The organism is Ferrithrix thermotolerans DSM 19514, from assembly GCF_900128965.1.
In the GTDB taxonomy this organism is placed as follows: Bacteria; Actinomycetota; Acidimicrobiia; order Acidimicrobiales; family Acidimicrobiaceae; genus Ferrithrix; species Ferrithrix thermotolerans.
In genome coordinates, this window is sequence record NZ_FQUL01000067.1 from 1 (window position 1) to 3,916 (window position 3,916).

Sequence of the window (3,916 nt, forward strand, 5' to 3'; positions counted from 1 at the left end):
CTTCAATCTGGCCATACACCCAAGAACGCTCAACAACAAACCGATTCCTGGTCGATCTTGGCACCGGATTACCGCTTATTTCCGAAGAGCCGCTTATCCATTATGGGCCGTCCTATCACATTCGAGGCGGTCCACTTGAGGTAGATCAGCGCCGCGCCGTGGCGTGGGCTGGCGAAAAGCTGTACCCCGAGGGTCACCATTGCTCATCTAGTCTCGGCAAAGACTGATGACCATATGGGAACATAGATACTCGATAAGGAGCTGAGGGTGTCAAGTATATAATTCCCAAAATTTGGGTGGGTAGATAAAAGTCATCGGAGCACCTGAAACAAAATGGCAACTCATAAGTGCTCATATAGTTATAGGTGGGACGACCCTGCAACCACTCAAAGAAGACTCAAAATAATCGTTCAAGTCACTAGATAAAAGACCAGATAAAGCGCGGTTAGGACCCTAAGTTTCCTCATGACAACAGCAGCTGATTGATGCTTTTAGATTCTTGAGAGTCTGTTTGTGTTATTGTCGTTGGTGTTATTGTCAATGATGGACGCAAAGTCCGCCGCTGACTGCGCAACGGAACCGAGGTGAAGCACGGTCTTGAGTGATCTCAAATACCACGATCAACAGATGCAGGGATACGAACGGGCTAAGCGGGCGTTGCGCTTTTATCAGGGACTTAGCGCCGCCCTGTTCACCGCAGTGGTAATGGTAGGGGTAGCCTATCTCACCAAGCCCGCCTATACGATTCCCAAGCAGAGCCAGATCGCCAGCACGGTGGGGAACTACAGCACTAGCGATCAGGCCACGACAAGTAGCACAAATCCTCCGCTTCAGGTCAGTACCACACCCAAGTGCAACCCTTCTCAACTCCGGGTCCTTTACGGCCCCGAACAACAAGGGGGCAATACATCTGAAGTGCAGATCGTCTTGCAAAATACTTCTTCATCTCTCTGCGAGATTGCAGGTCACCCAGGTCTCCAACTCGTTCAGACCTTGGGCAGTAGTGTTACCAAACTGGATGGAATCTGGACCAAGACCGGGTTTTCAGCTGTCAAACTCAGTCCCGGAGGAGACGCTCATGCTTGGTTTACCTTTCTAAACAGCACAAAGGGATGTACAACAACCCCTCAAGCGTTCATACCTCAATCCCTCTACATCATTCCACCCAACGACTCAATTCAAATCCAAACATCTTGGATAGACCAGACTATCTACCTGTGTTCCACCGAGCCTCAGTACCCCAGCATTGGAGTGTTTCTACCCGGCTTAGGAGGCAACTACCCAAACTGAGGTTAGAAGGACTAAGAGCAATAGATCCCTTCATCCAACTCTCTAATGCAAAAATAAGGAGAGCTTTAGATGTAGCTTGCAAATCATCGCTAGCATAAGGAAGGGAGTTACGGAACAACACGAAAGGAGTTCCAATTGGCGGACCTAATAGTGGTAAAGTTCGATCGGTCCTACGGCGCACAGGAGGCACTGTCGGCAATCAGAGCCCTACAGGAGCTCCGCTACGCTTGGATAGACGATATAGCAATAGTCGAAAAGCACAAGACCGGAATAACGACAATCTCAAGTCCACACGGATCCGCTTCAGGAGGAGCGTTCTTGGGCGGACTAGCTGGTCTGCTACTGTTCTGGTGGTTCCCGCCAGCTTGGTTCTTCGGCGGATGGCTAGGTGGTATGGGAGTAGGTGCAATCATCGGTGAGTTGATGAAGAAGTCCGGGCTGGATGAAAACCTCATCAAAGAGATAAAAGAGGAACTTACAGCAGGGACCTCTGCTTTGGTGTTAGTTGGAGCCACAGCTGATGTAGATCAGATGCGACTAGCTCTTGAACCTTACCATCCCGCCAAGATCATAAGAACCTCACTCTCAGACGACACCGTAGCAGCCCTCAAGGAAGCGCTTGAGGAGCAAAAGGCAGAGAGTTAGTCCTATAAGGAGCACCTTGTCTCCTCAATTCGTCTCACCGAGCCCCTCTCGTCTGTAAGACGCTAGGGGCTATCAAACGATATGTAAAAGGCAGCGAAGGCTATTTCCAGAAACAAAGACAAAACGCCCATACCGCCCTACATCCCGAACCACTGGAAAAGGAGGTTCGCCTCAGACGAGGGACTACGGGCCGTAGTCTGCAACGAGACCAACGGCATTGGAGCAACTTATCTTTTGGCCACGTCCCAAGTATGCCGCCAGATCCTCCGATAGATAAATCACACTCAGCGATCAACCCAACAGCCCAGCTTATCTCTCATACCTCGATCGATTGAGCCGAAGAGAGCTGTACCACGGTCCCAGAGGCTCCTAACATAAAAGGTATCCACCCCTCCCTAAGGACGATATGCTCACTGAGTAATACTCTATTTGGTTGGTAGCCGAGTCAAGAAATCCTCTGATACCGTTCTTTAAGGAAACCCTCTTCATAGTCATTGTCATCGCCTTCAGATGAGACCCAAGCGCGGATTCGGCATCTCGCCATACGTACGTCGCACTAGAGCTAGTCTCTAACACTAGGGCAATTAGTTGGAACCAGCAAGATAGGTTAGGGCAGCAGATGTGGCCACGTCCCCGAGTTTCAGTTCGAACTAGTCGAAGGCGGCTCATAGTAAAGGTCCCGAACCTAGCGCCTACACGCAGAACCGTTGGAGAAGTGCAACTACCGAAAGATAAAATATTGTCTCGCTGCCTTGATATACCCATCCATCAGACTAGTTCACCTAGTCTCGAGCTACTAAGCGACGGTGCCTTGAGAAGCAAGGTCGAAGGTCTCAAACATACACACTGCGAGACAAATGAACGCTAAGAAGGAGTCGATATGGTCAACCAGCACAGGTGCTCCAAATCTTCTTTGCAAATTGTTATCAAAAAGTTAAGTTGATGATCACTTAGGGAAATAGGGTAACCCGTCTGAGTGAATCAGCTACTATCTCAAGAACTGAAAGATCCTTGACATCTCCAACCCTAGTTATAAAAAGGTTCTAGTTCATGAAACGGCGGAACTTTGCCCTTAGACCACGATCCTACGTGGTTCCCCTTACCACCGCACTGGTTTTAGCCGCTTGTGGCTCTACCACTCCATCTGGCTCCACGTCACCTACATCGACAAATACGAAGGTGCAAGGGGGGACTGTCAACTTTGCAGAAGGTCCAGGAGCGGCGCCAAACTACATCTTCCCCCTAACGCCAGGAACCGCCTTTTCAACCTCGAACCTATCGTTCTTTCAGGTTCTTATGTACCGTCCTCTCTACTGGTTCGGAAACGGCACCAAAGCTGAGATCAACTACTCGCTTTCGCTCGCTAAGCCTCCGATATTTTCGGACAATAACACAACAGTCACGGTCAACATGAACACTAACTACAAGTGGTCTAACGGCGAGCCGGTAGACGCTCAGGACGTGGTCTTTTGGATGAATCTCATCAAGGCAAATAAGAACAGTTGGGGTGGATATGTACCGGGAGCCTTCCCCGACAACGTCGTTTCCTATAAGGCGACCTCAAAGTATCAGGTAGTCGTTACACTAAACCAAAGCTACAACTCCACCTGGTTTACCTACAATGAGCTTTCCCAGATGACGCCTCTGCCATTAGCGTGGGATTGAACCTCACTTAGCGCACCAGCTCCGACACCAGCGACCCCACCAAGTTCGCTTCCCGGTCAGACCCCAAGTGGAGCCCAAGCCGTCTACAACTTCCTCAACGGACAGGCCCAAGATCTATCAACTTACGCTTCCAGTCCTATCTGGTCGGTCGTAGACGGACCATGGAGACTAAAGAGCTCCGACATTCAAGGGCGCGCTGTCTTCGTCCCTAACGCCTCCTTCGGCGGTCCGGTGAAACCCGGTTGTGTCCCGATAGTTGTGCAAATTCCACGAGTGAATTGATTTGCTAGTGGTGGCCATGGTATCTAGGAATTAT

Annotated in this window: 4 protein-coding genes; all 4 read left to right on the forward strand. The window is 50.1% G+C overall.

What is annotated here, in order from left to right:
• A partial coding sequence (locus tag BUA24_RS12850; protein WP_218587481.1) for a hypothetical protein occupies positions 1-227 on the forward strand: 227 nt, incomplete at its 5' end.
• A 370-nt stretch (positions 228-597) separates the two neighbouring features.
• Complete coding sequence (locus tag BUA24_RS11480; protein ID WP_072792714.1) at positions 598-1,290, forward strand: DUF4232 domain-containing protein; 693 nt, start codon at positions 598-600, stop codon at positions 1,288-1,290.
• 135 nt (positions 1,291-1,425) lie between these two features.
• Entirely contained in the window at positions 1,426-1,935 is a 510-nt protein-coding gene (locus BUA24_RS11485) for a DUF1269 domain-containing protein (RefSeq protein WP_072792716.1), read from the forward strand.
• Positions 1,936-2,985: 1,050 nt separating this feature from the next.
• On the forward strand, positions 2,986-3,600 hold the full coding sequence (locus BUA24_RS11490; protein ID WP_072792718.1) for an ABC transporter substrate-binding protein: 615 nt from the start codon (positions 2,986-2,988) through the stop codon (positions 3,598-3,600).
• The last annotated feature ends 316 nt before the right edge of the window (positions 3,601-3,916 follow it).